Here is a 14,967-nt window from a genome sequence, read left to right on the forward strand (position 1 = left end):
GCGCGAGACCACCTACAAGCGCTGGGGCCGCTCGCGCCTCGCCGCCTACTGGTCGGTGATCACCGCGATGGCCACGCTCTACCGTCCCCTCCACATGGCCATATCCGTGGACGGGCGCCCGCCCGAGCGGATGCGCTCGCCGATGGCCTTCGTGGCCACCTGCGCATACCAGCTCGAGCAGTACGGCTTCGAGGGCGTGGACGCCGTGCGCCGGGGCGAGCTCGCCCTGTTCCTCGCCCCCGACGTGGGCCGCCTCCAGCTCCTGTGGCTGGCGCTGCGGGTCATGGCGGGGCGCATGCGGCGCGGCGTGGACTACCGCCTCGTCACGGGGCGGGAGATCCTGATCGAGACCGCGCGCCCCAACCGCCTCGTGGCCCGCGACGGCGAGCGCGAGCGGATGCGCGGCCCCTACCGCTTCCGCGCGCTGACGGACGCACTCGAGGTGATCGCCCCGTCCGAGGCTCCCCTGCCGGAGGCGGCGTGATGCGCGTCGCCCTGATCGCGGACCTCCACTTCGGGCGGGTCGACGACGGCGTGCCCGCGCGCCTCCTCCAGTCGATCCGCGCCGAGCAGCCCGACCTCGTGCTGGTGGCCGGCGACTTCGTGCAGCGCGCCCGCGCCTCGCAGTTCCGCCCCGCCCGCGCCTTCGTCGACTCCCTGCCCGCGCCGTGGCTCGCGGTGCCCGGCAACCACGACATCCCGCTCCTCAACCTCCCCCTGCGCTGGACCGACGCCCTCGCCCCCTACCGCCGCTGGATCGCCGAGGACCCCGAGCCGCGCCACGAGACAGACACGGCCGTGATCCTCGGCGTCGACACCACCGATCCGTGGTCGCACCAGCGCGGCCGCGTGGACCGCCGCCAACGCGAGCGCGTGGCCAAGACGATCCGCGCGGAGCGGGGCCGCCGCACCGTGGTCGTGATGGCCCACCACCCGTTCCACCACGGCGAGGAGATCGAGAAGAAGCTGATGCGCGGCGCGCCCGCCGCCCTGCGACTCTGGGCCGAGGCCGGGCCCCACGTGATCCTCTCGGGCCACCTGCACGCCTGGCTGGTGGAACCCTTCGTGACCCGCGAGGGCGGGCGCGAGACGCTGCAGGTCCACGTCGGCACGGGCCTCTCGAACCGTCTGCGCGGGTCTGCCAACGAGTACGCGGTGCTGGAGCTGGACCACCCGCGCATCGACGTGCGCCGCATGGTGGCCGGTGAGGACGGGGCCTTCGCGCAGATCGAGTCCCACCCTTACCTCGCCATGCCCGAGGGCTGGCGCCGCGAGCGCGCCGTGCGCGAGGCGGGCCGCTCGGTGGACTGGAAGCTGGGGGCGGGCGCCTCGTAGCGCCCGCCGGGGCCGTCAGCTCGCCCGCGCGGCCCCCTCGGAGACCCGCGGCACCAAGGCGCGGACCAGATCGGCCATGTCGATCTCGCCCACCACTTCGCCGTTCGAGACCACGCGGTAGGCCCGATCGGTCTCGCCGCCCGACTCCGCGATCAGCGACTCCAGCGTCGCATTGGCGTCCACGTCGCCGGCCACCTCGCGCCCCGTGGGCTCGTGGTGCATCACCGAACGCACGCGCAGCACGCGGGCGCGGTTGATGTCGCTGACGAAATCCTCGATGTAGGGGTCCGCCGGATTGAGCAGGATGTCCTGCGGCTCGCCCTGCTGCACCACCGCCCCGTCGTTCAGGATCACCAGATGGTCGGCGAGCTTCAGCGCCTCGTCGAGGTCGTGGGTGATGAACACCACGGTCTTGTGCAGCTCGTCCTGCAGCTCCAGCAGGAGGTCCTGCATGTCGGTGCGGATCAGGGGATCGAGCGCCGAGAACGCCTCGTCCATCAGCATGATGTCGGAGTTCGAGGTCAGCGCGCGGGCGATGCCCACCCGCTGCTGCATCCCGCCCGAGAGCTGGTGCGGATAGCGGTCCTCGTAGCCCGCGAGGCCGACGCGGGCGAGCCACTTGGCGCCCTCCGCCTCGCGCTCGGCCTTGTCCACGCCGCGCACCTCGAGCGGCATGGCCGCGTTCTCCAGCACGGAGCGGTGGGGCAGGAGCGCGAACTTCTGGAACACCATCGACATCTTGGTGCGCCGCATCTCGCGCAGCTGCTCGGTGTCGAGGTGGGTGACGTCGGTACCTTCGACCACGACCGCGCCCGCGGTGGGCTCGATCAGGAGGTTGAGGTGCCGTATCAGCGTCGACTTGCCGGACCCCGACAGGCCCATCACCACGGTGATCTCGCCGCGGTACATGTCGACGTTGATGTCCTGCAGGCCCAGCACGTGGTTGTGCTCGGCCAGGAGCTCCGGCTTGCCCATGCCCGCGCGGACATGGTCCATCATCTCGACGGAGCGCGGCCCGAAGATCTTGTAGAGGCCGTCGATGCGGACCTGCGGCCCCTTGCTGCGGTCACCCTTCATTTCACGCTCCTCGACACATCGACGCGGGCCAGCGCCGCCTTGGAGGCCCGGTCGAGCATGACCGCCAGCAGCACGATCCCGAGGCCGGCCACGAGGCCCACGCCCAGCTCCAGGTTGCGGATGCCGCGCAGGACCAGCACGCCCAATCCGGGTGCGGAGACCAGCGAGGCGATCACGACCATGGCGAGGCTCATCATGATGGTCTGGTTCACGCCCGCCATGATGTTGGGCAGGGCGAGGGGCACCTCCACCTTCCACAGCTTCTGGCGCGGCGTCATGCCGAAGGCGTCGGCGGCCTCGATCACGTCGCGGTCCACGAGCCGGATGCCGAGGTCGGTCAGGCGCACGACCGGAACGATGGCGTAGAGGATGATGGCGATGCCGTAGAGCTTGGACTCGGTGACCGAGAACAGGAAGATCAGCGGGATCAGGTAGACGAAGCTCGGCAGGGTCTGGAGCAGGTCCAGCACCGGGATCGTGGCGCGCTGCAGGCCGTCGTTCTTGGACATGGCGATGCCGATGGGCACGCCGAGCAGCACGCAGAGGCCCGTGCACACGAAGATGATCGACAGGGTCTGGATCGCCACGTCGAGGTGGTCGATCGCGCCCAGGAAGAGGAACGACAGCGCCACGAACACGGTCACGCCGACCGCGCGGCTGACGTACCACGTCAGGAGGATCAGGCCGGGGATCAGCACCCACCAAGGCAGCCAGGTGAACAGCTCCAGCGCCCCGTCCAGCATCCACGACAGGGGCTGCGTGATCGGGTCGAGCACCAGCTTCAGCCCGTCCTTGGCGGCCAGGAACGCGTCCTCCACGCCCGAGGTCATCTCGCGCGTGCGCGGGATCGCGTCGCAGGACTTGTGCAGCTCGTCGAGCGAGGGAAAGGGCAGCACCGGCCCCGCGTCCGCCACCGCGGCCGTGCCGCCGCCGCCGGAGTTGCGGGCCAGCAGCTCCGCCATGCTCATGGGTCCGCCCGCCTCGGCCGCGTCGCACCAGCTGCGCAGCCCGAGCGCGTCGAACACGCCGTCGTAGAATGCCATTCGTGTCGTCCCTCGCTTCGGGGGGATGGGGCGCGCCGCAGGGGCGCCCGGATGGAGTGCGGGCCGGGAAGTCCCGGCCCGCGCTTCCGTTCAGCCTACTGCTGGATCAGGCCCGCGAGCTTCTCGCGCGCCGCGTCGTTCAGCCAGTTCGGCCACACGTCGGGGTAGTTGGTCAGGAAGTACACCGCGGCCTCCTCGGCGGAGGCGCTGTTCTCCTCCTGCCAGGCCAGGACCTCGCCCATCTGCGCGTTCGTGAACTGCACGTTGCGCATCAGCTCCGTGACCTCGGGGTTCGAGTCCCGGAAGTCGGCCGTGACCACGGTCAGCACCTTGCCGCGCGGGTAGGCCGACAGCTCGGGGTCCGGGCACGGGTCGAGGGCGTTGCACTCGTGGGCCTCGGCATCGAACTCGCCCACGTCCACCAGCGTCATCGGGTACTTGCCCAGCACGCTGGTCGGCGCCCAGTAGTAGCCGAACCACGGCTCCTCGTCCCCGTAGGCCGCGGCGATCGAGGTCGCCATGGTCTCGCCCGAGCCGTGCACGAAGGTCTCGATGCCGGCCTCCTCGGTGCCCGCGGCGGCGAGGTTGTTCATGTTCACGGTCTTGCAGGCCCAGCCGTCGGGGCACTGGTGGAAGCGGCCGCCGACCAGCTCGGGGTTGGCCAGCACGCCTTCCAACGTCGTCAGCTCGGGGTGCGCCTCGGCGAGGTAGGTGGGGATCCACCAGCCCTCGATGCCGCCGTCCGACAGGACCTCGGTCAGGGGCTCCACCTTTCCTTCCGCCGCGAGGCGGTCGTAGACGGGCGCGGCGTTCACCCACAGCTCGGTCAGGATGTCCGGCTCGCCGGTCTCGGCGACGGAGGTAATGGCCGGGTTGGTGGACGAGGGGATGGTGTTCACCTCGCAGCCGTAGCCCTGCTCCATCAGGAACTTCGCCACGGCGGTGACCACGGCCGAGGAGGCCCAGTTCATCTCCGTGATCGAGACCTCGCCGCATTCGCCGGCGTGCGCGTCGGCAAGGGCGGCACTGGCGCCGAGGGTCAGGGGCAGCGTCGCCGCCGCCGCGAGAAGCGTCGTTCTCATCTTCATGCGTGTCGTCTCCCGTTGGACTTCTGCACGCGGCGCGAGTGTGCCGCGCGTGGCCGGTTCCCGGCCGTTCCACGTCGTTTTGAACATACCCAACGCCGAATCGCCACAGGGGTTTCGGCGCGCCGCCCTCACGCGCCCGCGAGGGCCTCCACCTTGGCCAGCGTCGCCTCCGCCACAGCCACCCCCTCCGCGCGAGCCGCCCGCGCCTTCGCCGCGCGTCCGTCGCCGGGCAGCCGCCCCCCCTGCCCGCGCACCGCCTCGGCCAGGGCGGCGACCCGCTCCCCGAACGCCCCACCGGGCGCCGCGGGGTCGATGGCGAGGAAGAACTGCCCCGTGCGCGGCGGCCCTCCCGCCGTCCCCGAGAACGGCGAGGCGTCGATGCCCAGCAGCGCGCCGGGCAGCGCCGCGGCCATGACCTCCACGATCAGCCCCAGCCCGACGCCCTTGTATCCTCCCGACGGGGCCATCGAGCCCCGCAGCCCCTCGTCCGGGTCGGTCGTGGGGTTGCCGTCCGCATCCAGCGCCCACCCTTCCGGGATCGGCCTGCCCTCGCGGGCGTGCTTCATCACCTCGGACTTGGCGATCGCGCTGGCCGACTGGTCCACGAGGAACGCCGGCGCCCCGCCCTCGCCCCCCGGCACCGCCATCGAGACGGGATTGGTGCCCACCACCGGCGCGGCCCCGCCCGAGGGCGCGATGGATGCGGGCGCGTTGGTGAACCCCAAGCCCAGCAGCCCCTCGCGCGCCAGCCGCGCCGTGTGCACGCCCAGCACGCCGCAATTGTAGCTCTCGCGGATCGCGAGGCCCGCCAGCCCCTGCTCGCGCGCGAGCGGCACCAGCCGCTCGAACCCCGCCGCGATGGCCGGATGGGCAAAGCCGCGCCGGGCATCCGCCACCAGCATCGCCGGGCGGGGCCGCGTCACCTCCGGCTCCGCCGCGCCGTCCACCTTGCCGCAGCGGACGTGCTCGCAATAGGTCGGCACGTAGGCCAGCCCGTGCGAGGCGACCCCCATCGCCTCGGTGTCGGCGGTGGCGCGGGCGAGCGCACGGGCGGCGGCCTCGTTGGTGCCGGCGCCGCGCAGGGCGCGGAAGGCGAGCGCCTCGATCTCGTCGAGGCTCAAGGTGCGGTGGCTCATGGCGTGTCTCCCTGCTCGGCGCAGGGGACCGGCCGCGGCGCCCGAACGCAAGCCCCGCCTAGTCGTCGTCGCGCGTCCCCGCCCCGGCCCCGGCGCGCGAGCCTTCCGTGGCCGGCGCGTAGGTGCGCGCCGCCAGATCCTCCAGCGCGGCCCAGTCGCAGGGGTCCGGCTCGACCCGGAACAGGCGCGGCCCCGCCGGCCCGACCGAGCCGCCCGGCCGCACGTGGACCTTGCCGCGGCCCGGCGCCGCGCCCTCCATGCACAGCACGTCGCCGTCGGTGGTGGCGTGCCCGCCCTCCCAGTCCACCGAGACCGTGCCGCCCCGCGCGAGGGCCGCGTCGGCGGCGAAGGGCAGCAGCAGCTCGATCTCGATGCCGTCGAACCACACCCCGTCGCGCCCGAGGTCGCGCGCCCCGTCGGCCAGCGCGCAGCCCGTGATCAGCGCGCAGTTGCGCCCCTCGAGGTTGCGCCGGAGCGCGCCCACCCCGTCGCGCCCGTGGGCCGAGAGCCAGCGCACCGCGCGCCCCGCCTCCTCGGCCAGGCCCCAGGACCGTCCCGCCCCCCGCGTCGCCCGCACCGCCAGCGCCGCCGTCTCGCCCATGCTGCGGCTCATCCGTAGATCCATCGGTCGGGGTCCATGGCGTGGATCTCCTCCGGGTAGGGGGCGTGGGGGAACAGGCAGATGCGCACCCAGCGGTCGGAGCGCGGGTCGAAGCGCGTGGCGCCGAAGAAGCTGAGCTTGGCGCGCAGCATGTCGATGGGCAGCAGGTCGGCGGCGATGGTGTTGCCGCGCAGCTCGCCGTAGGGCGCGTGGAGCTGGGCGCGGCGCACCGTGTGGCGGTGCTCGGGATGGGCCAGGAGGAACCCCGCCACCGGCGCGCGGTCGTCCCAGGCCTCCAGGGCGCGCAGGGCGGCCCAGGCGTCGCGCGCGGGCGCGAGGGGCTGCTCGTAGGGCTCCAGCGGCTCGGCGTGGCGCTCGCCCAGGCGTGGCTCCAGCTTCTCCTCGGACACGTACCACACGCGCGCGCAGGCCGAGGGGTCGTCCCAGTCGGTGCCTTCCGCCCAGCCGAAGCGCTCGCGCAGGCGCCGGCGCAGCGCGCCCACCGGCATGCCCCCGTCGATGCGGTTCACGGCCGGGCGCGCGCAGGCCATGGCCGGCCCCAGCGGGTCCACCAACCGCGGGTAGGGCTCCAGCATCAGCGAGACGAGCATCTCCTGCCCCTCCTCGCTCATGGCGCCCTCGCCCCAGCGCACCAGCGCGTCCCAGGGACGCGCGCCGAAGGGCGCCGCGGCCCGCGCGCGGAGCGCATCCATGTCGGCCCGCAGCCGCTCCAGCTTCCCCTGCTGCAACGGATGGTCCGAGCGCCACAGCGCCACCCCCTCCGCCGCCCGCGCCAGCACGTCGCGGAACAGCGCCACTTCCGCCTCCGTGGCCCGCCGCACCGAGCGCACCCGCGCCGCCGCCGCCTCGCGCGCCGCCACCCAGTGCGACACCAGCTCGGGGTGGTTCACAAGGAACGGCGCCATGCCGAGGCCGGTGGAGTTGCCGATCCCCAGCCGCCGCGCCAGCGCCGGATCGAGCGGCACCGCATCGGGGCCGCGCATCCGCGCATGGTGCTCCACGAGGTCGCGCACGAAGGCGCGGATCAGGTAGACGCACAGCATCTCGGCCTGGAACGGCGCCGCCATCTCGGGGCGCCCGGCGATCCGCTCCCGGTCGGCGGCGCCGAACTTGCCCGACCCGTAGACGGCCGTGGTCCGCATCAGGTAGCCCACGGCGTCCAGCTGCGCCGGGTCGGGTTGCCGCCCCGCCGCCAGTGCCCCCACCACGTGCTCCCACAGCCGCACGGAGCGGTTGGCCCGGCTCAGGCACAGCTCGGTCTCCTCGACCCGCCCCGCCTCCTGACGCGGCACGTTGCCCGCCAGCCGCGCCACCGCATCCGCGTCGGGCACCCCGTCGTGCAGCGCGAAGGTCGTGTCCCAGGCCTCGGCGATCACCCGGTCCGAGCGCGCCGCGTCGGGCAGGTCGTGGGCGAAGGCGACCAGCGAATAGCTCCGCTCCGGCCCGTGGGCGCAGAGGACCGCGTGGCCTGTCCCATTCGCGCCCACCGCCCATTCGCGCCGCTCGAAGCGCCAGCCTTCCGCGGCCATGCGGCGCGTGAGCTGGCGCATGAAGCTCAGGCGGCACTGGTGCAGGCTGCCGAGCCGGCTCAGGCGCATCACCTCGCCCGGATCGCGCAGCGCCGCGGTCACGCCGCCGGCCCGAAGCTAGCGGCGAAGAACCGGTGCCAGTTGCCGCCCATCACCGCGGCGACCTCGGACGGGTCCAGCCCGGCAGCGGTCAGCCCCTCATCGATCCGGTCCCAGTCCCGGTTGTCCCGGAACCACCCCGGCATCGGCGGGAAGCCCGGCGCGGCGGCCGAGCCCTCGCCGTAGTCCACCTCCTTGGTCCAGCGCCCCGTCCGCATCCACTCGACCACGCTGTCGGGCTGGTCCTGGCACAGGTCCGAGCCGATCCCGAGATGCTCCACGCCGTAGGCCGAGGCGCACCCGGCGACCATCGCGCAGAAGCCCTCCAGCGTGCTGTCCGAGCCGCCCACCAGGTGATGCGGGTAGAGCGAGAAGCCCAGCATGCCCCCGCGCTCCGTCACCGCGCGGATCACCGCGTCCGACTTGTTGCGCCGGGCCGGGTGCCACGCGCTGGGGTTGGCGTGGGTGATCGCGATGGGCCGCGCGCTGATCTCGGCGGCCTCGATCGTGGAGCGGTCGGCGGAATGGCTCATGTCCACCACCATGCCGACCCGGTTCATCTCCGCGATCACCGCGCGGCCCATCCGGGTGATGCCGGGGTCCTCGGCCTCGTAGCATCCCGTCGCGAGCAGCGACTGGTTGTTGTAGCTCAGCTGCATGAAGCGCAGCCCGAGGTCGTGCAGCACCTCCACGAGCCCGATGTCGTCCTCGATCGGGCTGGGGTTCTGGGCACCGAAGAAGATGGCCGTCCGCCCCGTCTCTCGCGCCCGGTCGATGTCGGCGGCGGTGCGCCCCCGCAGGAGGAGGTCCCCGTGGCGCTCGAACCGGCGGTTCCACGCCTCCAGCTGCAGCACCGTCTCGCGGAAGGTCTCGTGGTAGGCCACCGTGACGTGCACCGCGTCCACGCCGCCCGCGCGCATCTCGCGGAAGATGCGCTCCGACCAGTTCGCGTACTGGAGCCCGTCGATCCGCATCCCGCCTCCCCTGCGGGAAGTAGTGGTGCCCCCGTCCGCTTCCGTCAAACACTTATGGACCGCGCGCGGGCCCGGTCCCTCCCCCCTCGCCGATCCGCCCTTGCGGGATGCGGCGGGCGCCGTAGTCTGCGGGGAAGGGGGACGGGAATGGACTACTCGGGATGGCGGCTCCTGCGCGAGGCGCTCCGCGGACACCGTGGATGGCGCCCGGCCTGGCGCCGCGCCGAGCCGCGCCCGGCCTACGACGTCGTCGTCGTGGGCGGCGGCGGCCACGGGCTGGCCACCGCGCACTTCCTGGCCCGCGTCCACGGCATCCGCCGCGTCGCCGTGCTGGAGCGCGGTCTGGTGGGCCAGGGCAACGTCGGGCGCAACACCACGATCATCCGCTCCAACTACGGGCGCGAGGCGAACGTGCCCTTCTACGAGGCCTCGCTGCAGCTGTGGGAGCGGCTGGAGCAGGACCTCAACTACAACGCCATGGTCTCGCAGCGCGGCGTGCTGAACCTCGCGCACACGGACGCGCAGGTCGACAGCTTCCGCCGCCGCGGCAACCTCATGCGCCTCGCCGGCGCCGACGCCGAGTTGCTGAGCGAGGCCGAGCTGCGCCGCGAGTTCCCCTACCTCGGCTTCGACGGCGCCCGCTTCCCGATCCGCGGTGGCCTCCTCCAGCGCCGCGGCGGCACGGTGCGCCACGACGCGGTGGCCTGGGGCTACGCCCGCTCCGCCGACCGCGCGGGCGTGGACGTGATCGAGGACTGCGAGGTCACCGGCTTCCGCATCCGGGGCGGCCGCTGCCTCGGCGTCGAGACCACCCGCGGCCCCATCGAAGCGGGGCGCACCGGCGTCGCCGTGGCGGGGCGCTCGGGCGAGGTCATGGCGCTGGCGGGGATCCGCCTGCCGATCGAGAGCCACGTGCTTCAGGCCTTCGTCACGGAAGGCCTCAAGCCCATCCTGCCCCACGTCGTCACCTTCGGCGCCGGCCACTTCTACTGCTCGCAGAGCGACAAGGGCGGGCTGGTCTTCGGCGGCGACATCGACGGCTACAACTCCTATGCGCAGCGCGGAAACCTCCCCATCGTGGAGGACGTCTGCGAGGAGGGCGCCTCCATGATCCCCGCCATCTCCCGCGCCCGCGTCCTGCGGATGTGGGGCGGGATCATGGACATGAGCATGGACGGCTCGCCCATCATCGACCGCACGCCCGTGGACGGCCTCTTCTTCAACGGCGGCTGGTGCTACGGCGGCTTCAAGGCCACGCCCGCCTCGGGCATGTGCTTCGCCCACCTCCTCGCCACCGGCGAGGCGCATCCCGTCGCGGCGCCCTTCCGCCTCGACCGCTTCGCGCGGGGCGCCACCATCGACGAGCGGGGCGCCGGCCCCCATCCCATGAGGCACTGATGCTGATCGACCACCCCCTGCTCGGGCCGCGCGACGCCTCGGAGTTCACCTTCATGGGCGACGCCGCCCTCCTCCGGCGCCCCGAAGACGGCGACGTCGAGGCGCTGGCCGACTACGTCTATCTCCGCGACAACCCCGCGGGACGGCACCGGGAGCTGTGGCTGCACGAGATGGGCGACCGCTCGCTCCTCGTGGTGGAGCGCGACACCACCACCCACGAGATCCACGCCGTGCGCCTCGCCCGCGGGGCGCCCCGATGACGGCGCCGCCCGAGCCCCCGAGGCGCGGCCCGGACCGCTCCGACCCCGCGCGCCGCCAGCCGAACCGCCTCGCGGGCGGGCGCATCGACCGCGCGCGGCCCCTGCGCTTCTCGTTCGACGGCACCTCCTACGGCGGCTTCGCGGGCGACACCCTCGCCTCGGCGCTCCTCGCCAACGGCGTCCGCCTCATGGGCCGCTCGTTCAAGTACCACCGCCCCCGCGGCCCCCTCACCGCCTCCTCGGCCGAGCCCAACGCCCTCGTCACCCTCGGGCGCGGCGCGCACGCCGACCCCAACGCCCGCGCCACCACCGCCGAGCTGTTCGACGGGCTGGAGGCGCGATCCCAGAACCGCTGGCCCTCGCTCGCCTTCGACCTCATGGCCGTGAACGACCTCTTCGCGCCGCTGCTCGGCGCGGGCTTCTACTACAAGACCTTCATGTGGCCCCGCCCCTTCTGGGAGCGGGTCTACGAGCCGCTGATCCGCCGCGCCGCCGGCCTCGGGCGCCTGTCGGGCAAGCCGGACCCCTCGCTCTACGACCGCGGCTGGCTCCACTGCGACCTCCTCGTGATCGGCGCCGGCCCCGCGGGCCTCATGGCGGCCCTCACCGCCGCGCGCGCCGGCGCGAGCACGATCCTTCTCGACGAGGACTCCGAGATGGGCGGCGCGCTCCTCCACGAGACCCGCAGCGTCGAGAACGGCGCCGCAATGGACTGGGCCGCCGGCGCCTTGGCCGAGCTGGCGAGCCTGCCGAACGTCCGCCTCATGCCCCGCACCGCCGCCGTGGGCACCTTCGACGGCGGCCTGCACGCCGCCCTGGAACGCTGCGGCGACCACGTGGCCCGCCTGCCCGAGGGCAAGCCCCGCCAGATCCTCTGGCGCATCCGCGCCGCCCGCGCCCTCCTGTGCGCCGGCGCCACCGAGCGACCCCTCGCCTTCGAGAACAACGACCGCCCCGGCATCATGACCGCTTCCGCCTTGCGCGCCTACGCCGTCCGCTGGGCCGCCGCCCCGGCCCGCCGGGTCGCGTTCTTCACCACCAACGACGACGGACACAGGGCGGCGCAGGACCTCCACGAGGCCGGCGTCCGCGTCGCCGCCGTGGTGGACGTGCGCGAGGACGCGCCCCGCTCGCGCGACTTCGAGGTGATCCGCGGCGCCCGCGTGATGGAGACCGACGGCCGCCGGGGCCTCTCGTTCATCCACGTCCGGCAATCCGACGGCACCCTGCGCCCCATCGAGTGCGGCGCCCTCGGCGTCGCGGGCGGCTGGAACCCCAACCTCCACCTCGCCACCGTAGGCCGCGCGCGCCCCGTCTGGGACGAGCACATCGCTGCCTTCGTGCCCGGCGGCGCCCTGCCCCCGGGCCTCGCCGCGGCGGGCGCCGCGGCGGGCGTCTTCTCGACCCATGGCGCCCTCTCCACCGGCACCCGCGCCGCCGCCCAGGCCCTGGGCGACATGGGCCGCGACGCGAGGCCCCTGCCCATCCCCCGGGCCGAGGACGCGCCCGTGCGCCAGAGCGCCTTCTTCTTCGTCGAGGGCTGCCAGCGCGGCTTCCTGGACCAGCAGAACGACGTCACCGTGAAGGACGTGGAGATCGCCTGGCGCGAGGGCTTCCAAGCCGCCGAGCACCTCAAGCGCTACACCACCCTCGGCATGGCCACCGACGCGGGCAAGACCTCGAACGTGGGCGGCCTCGCGGTGATGGCGGCCCTGACCGGCCGGAGCATCCCCGAGATCGGCACCACCACGGTCCGCCCCCCCTACCTGCCCGTCGCCATCGGCGCCTTCGCCGGGCGCGGCGTGGGCGCCGGCCTTCGCCCCACGCGCCGCACCCCCACCCACGGCTGGGCAGAGGCCCGCGGCGCCGCGTTCCAGGAGTCGGGCCTCTGGCTCCGCGCCGCGTGGTTCCCCGAGGCGGGCGAGACCCACTGGCGCGAGTCCGTGGACCGCGAGGCCCGCGCGGTGCGCGAGGCCGTGGGCCTGTGCGACTGCTCGACCTTGGGAAAGATCGAGGTGCTGGGGCCGGACGCGGCCCGCTTCCTCGACCGCCTCTACGCCAACCGCATGGGCACCCTGAAGGAGGGCCGCTGCCGCTACGGCCTCATGCTGCGCGAGGACGGCGTGGTCATGGACGACGGCACCGTCGCCCGCCTCGGGCCGGAGCACTTCGTCGTCACTACAACCACCGCCAACGCAGGCCCCGTCTATGCCCACATGGAGTTCGCGCATCAGGGGCTGTTCCCGGACATGGACGTCACGCTCGTGCCTGCCACCGACGGGTGGGCGCAGATCGCCGTCGCCGGCCCCCGCAGCCGCGAGCTGCTTCAGCGCATCACCGACGCCGACCTCGCGCCGGAGGCCTTCCCCTTCATGGGCTGCGCCGAGGCCGACATCTGCGGCATCCCCGGCCGCCTGTTCCGCATCTCCTTCTCGGGCGAGCTGGCCTGGGAGGTCGCCGTGCCCGCCCGCTACGGCGAGGCCCTGATGGAGCGCCTGATGGCCGAAGGCAGCGATCTCGGCGCCACGCCCTACGGCGTCGAGGCCCTCAACGTCCTCAGGATCGAGAAGGGCCACGCCACCGGCGCCGAGCTGGACGGCACCACCACCGCCGCCATGCTGGGGCTGGGCCGCATGGTGGCCGCCAAGGAGCCCGACGCCATCGGCGCCGCGATGGCCCGCCGCGGCATCCACGCCGACGCGGCCGCCGGTCCCCGCCTCGTGGGTCTCCTGCCCGTGGACCCCGAGCAGCCCGTGCCCGCCGGCGCCCATCTGTTCAACGAGACCGGCCCCGTGGATGCCGACCACGCCCGCGGCCACGTCACCTCGGCCTGCCACTCGCCCGCGCTCGGGCGCCCCATCGCCCTCGCCCTCCTCCACAACGGCGCCGACCGCATCGGCGAGCGGATGCGTGCCGTGTCCCCGGTGGACGGAGACGCCGAGATCGAGGTCGAGGTCGTCCACCCCTGCTTCGTCGACCCCGAAGGGGAGCGCCTGCGTGCCTGACACCCTCCACCCCGCCCACGCCCTTGGCGGCGCCGAGCCGCAGGAGCACGCCGTCGGCCCCTGCACCTTGCGCGAGCGCCCCGACCTCGCGCTGGCCCTCCTCGCCGTGCGCTGCGACGCCGACGCCGCGCCCCTCGCCGCCTGGTTGGGCGAGCCCCTGCCCGGCCCCGGCCGCTGGACCGGCACCGCGGAGCGCGGCGCGATCTGGGCCGGGCGCGGGCGCTGGCTCATCGGCACGCCGCACCGCCACGGCCTCGCCGCCGAGCTACAGGCCCTCGCGCCCGGCTTCCGCGCGGTGGAGCAGTCCGACGCCTTCGTGCGCCTCGACCTCGACGGCGAAGGGTGGGAGGCGGCGACCGACCTCCTCTGCGCCCTCGACCTGCGCCGCGCCACGCCCGGCTTCGGCGCCCGCACCGCGGTCGAGCGCACGGGGTGCTACGTGCTCCTGCGCCGCGGCGGCGTCGCCTTCCTGGTGCCCCGCGCCTCGGCCGCCTCGGTGCACCACGCGATCCTCGCGGCCATGGTGGCGGCGCTTTGACGGCCGCCCCGCCCCTCCTCGCCCGCGACCCCTTCCGCGACGTCGACGCCGGGGGCCCGGCCTTCGCGCGCCGCGCCGCCGACTCCATGGAGGCCCGGCAGGCCGAGCCGGAGATGGAGCGCATCGTGGCCGCCTACCTCGACCGCCTCGCGGTGCCGCCGGGCGGACTGGCGGTCGAGGTCGGCGCGGGCGCCGGCGCCATCACCCGCCGCCTCGCCGCCCGCGTCGCCCCCGCCACCGCGATCGGCTTCGATCCCTCGCGCGGCCTCCTGGCCGAGGCCCGCCTGCGCGGCGCCGCGCACCCCAACCTCGGCTTCGCCCGCGCCACCGGCACGGCCCTGCCCTTCGGCGACGGCACCGTCGACGCGGTGGTGATGCACACCGTGCTCTCGCACGTCGCCGACCCCGCGCCGCTCCTGTCCGAGGCCTGGCGCGTGCTGCGTCCCGGCGGACGCCTCGCGGTCTGCGACAACGACTACCCGCGCGCCCGCTTCGCCGAATGCGCGGGCGATCCCCTCGCGGCCTGCGCCCGCCGCTTCGTGCGCGCCCGCGTCACCGCCCCGCGCATCGCGGCCCGCCTGCCCGCGCTGCTGGCCGGGATCGGTTTCGCGGTGGAGTGGACGGGCCGCGCCGCCCGCCCCCTCCGCACCGCCGCCGCGATGATGCCCTGGCTGGATTCCGCCACCGCGGACATGATGGAGCGCGGCGAGATCGGCCCCGCCCACGCCGCCGCCCTCGCCCGCGAGGTCCGGCGCCGCGAGCGCGCGGGCACGCTGCGCGGCGTCCACCACTTCGCCGCCCTCGTCGCGCGCCGCCCCGATGCGACGCCTCGTCGCATCGGGGCGGCGGCGCGGTGACGGGGA

Annotated in this window: 14 protein-coding genes (1 of these 14 running past the window's edge); 7 read left to right on the top strand and 7 right to left on the bottom strand. The window is 74.2% G+C overall.

The genetic code is table 11. From position 1 onward, the window contains the following. Together K3554_RS00160 and K3554_RS00165 are read left to right on the top strand one after the other, a co-directional pair. Positions 1-484: the 3' portion of a diacylglycerol kinase family protein gene (locus tag K3554_RS00160; protein WP_259942152.1), read on the top strand. 476 nt of this gene lie to the left of the window's left edge; only the last 484 of its 960 coding nucleotides appear in the window; its start codon lies beyond the left edge, outside the window; its stop codon occupies positions 482-484. Then, positions 484-1,335, top strand: a complete 852-nt coding sequence (locus K3554_RS00165) for a metallophosphoesterase (RefSeq protein ID WP_259942154.1) — start codon at positions 484-486, stop codon at positions 1,333-1,335. Before K3554_RS00160 ends, K3554_RS00165 begins: the two co-directional genes overlap by 1 nt. A gap of 15 nt (positions 1,336-1,350) precedes the next feature. On the opposite strand, the gene K3554_RS00170 is transcribed toward K3554_RS00165, so the two are convergent. The 7 genes from K3554_RS00170 to K3554_RS00200 form a co-directional block, all read right to left on the bottom strand. Beyond that, the gene (locus K3554_RS00170; protein WP_259942155.1) at positions 1,351-2,412 is read right to left on the bottom strand and encodes a glycine betaine/L-proline ABC transporter ATP-binding protein; all 1,062 of its coding nucleotides are present in this window, start codon (positions 2,410-2,412) and stop codon (positions 1,351-1,353) included. After that, positions 2,409-3,455 (bottom strand): proline/glycine betaine ABC transporter permease, encoded by a 1,047-nt coding sequence (locus K3554_RS00175; RefSeq protein ID WP_259942157.1) that lies wholly within the window; start codon positions 3,453-3,455, stop codon positions 2,409-2,411. Before K3554_RS00175 ends, K3554_RS00170 begins: the two co-directional genes overlap by 4 nt. Before the next feature lie 95 nt (positions 3,456-3,550). Continuing rightward, positions 3,551-4,543 carry an ABC transporter substrate-binding protein gene (locus K3554_RS00180; RefSeq protein WP_259942161.1) on the bottom strand — a complete coding sequence of 331 codons (993 nt, stop codon included), beginning with the start codon at positions 4,541-4,543 and terminating at the stop codon, positions 3,551-3,553. Between the two features lie 128 nt (positions 4,544-4,671). Next, positions 4,672-5,679: an Ldh family oxidoreductase gene (locus tag K3554_RS00185; RefSeq protein ID WP_259942163.1), complete on the bottom strand. Its 1,008-nt coding sequence runs from the start codon at positions 5,677-5,679 to the stop codon at positions 4,672-4,674. Positions 5,680-5,737: 58 nt separating this feature from the next. Then, entirely contained in the window at positions 5,738-6,292 is a 555-nt protein-coding gene (locus tag K3554_RS00190) for a DUF3726 domain-containing protein (RefSeq protein WP_259942166.1), read from the bottom strand. After that, on the bottom strand, positions 6,289-7,899 hold the full coding sequence (locus K3554_RS00195) for a hypothetical protein (protein ID WP_259945716.1): 1,611 nt from the start codon (positions 7,897-7,899) through the stop codon (positions 6,289-6,291). Before K3554_RS00195 ends, K3554_RS00190 begins: the two co-directional genes overlap by 4 nt. 29 nt (positions 7,900-7,928) lie before the next feature. Further along, positions 7,929-8,903: a dipeptidase gene (locus K3554_RS00200; RefSeq protein WP_259942169.1), complete on the bottom strand. Its 975-nt coding sequence runs from the start codon at positions 8,901-8,903 to the stop codon at positions 7,929-7,931. Positions 8,904-9,050: 147 nt separating this feature from the next. Here K3554_RS00200 and K3554_RS00205 point away from each other — a divergent pair, with 147 nt between their 5' ends. Genes K3554_RS00205 through K3554_RS00225 form a run of 5 tightly spaced genes read left to right on the top strand, consistent with a single transcriptional unit; the run spans position 9,051 to position 14,961 of the window. Next, on the top strand, positions 9,051-10,301 hold the full coding sequence (locus K3554_RS00205) for a sarcosine oxidase subunit beta family protein (RefSeq protein WP_259942171.1): 1,251 nt from the start codon (positions 9,051-9,053) through the stop codon (positions 10,299-10,301). Further along, positions 10,301-10,561, top strand: coding sequence for a sarcosine oxidase subunit delta (locus K3554_RS00210; protein WP_259942173.1), 261 nt, complete (start codon positions 10,301-10,303; stop codon positions 10,559-10,561). Before K3554_RS00205 ends, K3554_RS00210 begins: the two co-directional genes overlap by 1 nt. Continuing rightward, on the top strand, positions 10,558-13,566 hold the full coding sequence (locus tag K3554_RS00215) for a sarcosine oxidase subunit alpha family protein (RefSeq protein WP_259942175.1): 3,009 nt from the start codon (positions 10,558-10,560) through the stop codon (positions 13,564-13,566). Before K3554_RS00210 ends, K3554_RS00215 begins: the two co-directional genes overlap by 4 nt. After that, entirely contained in the window at positions 13,559-14,104 is a 546-nt protein-coding gene (locus K3554_RS00220) for a sarcosine oxidase subunit gamma (protein ID WP_259942177.1), read from the top strand. Before K3554_RS00215 ends, K3554_RS00220 begins: the two co-directional genes overlap by 8 nt. Then, positions 14,101-14,961: a methyltransferase domain-containing protein gene (locus K3554_RS00225; RefSeq protein ID WP_259942180.1), complete on the top strand. Its 861-nt coding sequence runs from the start codon at positions 14,101-14,103 to the stop codon at positions 14,959-14,961. Before K3554_RS00220 ends, K3554_RS00225 begins: the two co-directional genes overlap by 4 nt. Positions 14,962-14,967: the final 6 nt, after the last annotated feature.

Source organism: Jannaschia sp. W003, assembly GCF_025144335.1.
In the GTDB taxonomy this organism is placed as follows: domain Bacteria; phylum Pseudomonadota; class Alphaproteobacteria; order Rhodobacterales; family Rhodobacteraceae; genus Jannaschia.